Annotated in this window: 1 pseudogene; it reads right to left on the reverse strand. The window is 38.3% G+C overall.

Annotation, left to right across the window (positions count from 1 at the left end):
• Positions 1-277: pseudogene (locus ACTHSQ_RS11240) on the reverse strand (hypothetical protein); the annotation flags it as partial.

Below are 277 nucleotides of genomic sequence, written 5' to 3' on the forward strand. Positions count from 1 at the left end.
GCGCAATAAGGTTCGATAAAGTCTTTCAATGATATATATAAAGCAGAATCTTCATGACCTAAAACTTCATAGGTATATAAATTTTTCCCTTTTTCTGTTTTTACTTCATCATTATCATCTTCTCGAAAACCCAACTCCTGTAATTTAGGAACAATCAGTGTTTTGTTCATAGGTATGGGGAGGCGATGAACATTTCTAAAAGGCGCATCAAACTCCTGTACAGCTGATATGCTCAACACTGTTGCTGCAGATGGAGGTTGAGGCAGCTCTCCAAGGG

This window comes from Neisseria sp. P0009.S008, assembly GCF_051958615.1.
GTDB lineage: Bacteria > Pseudomonadota > Gammaproteobacteria > Burkholderiales > Neisseriaceae > Neisseria > Neisseria subflava.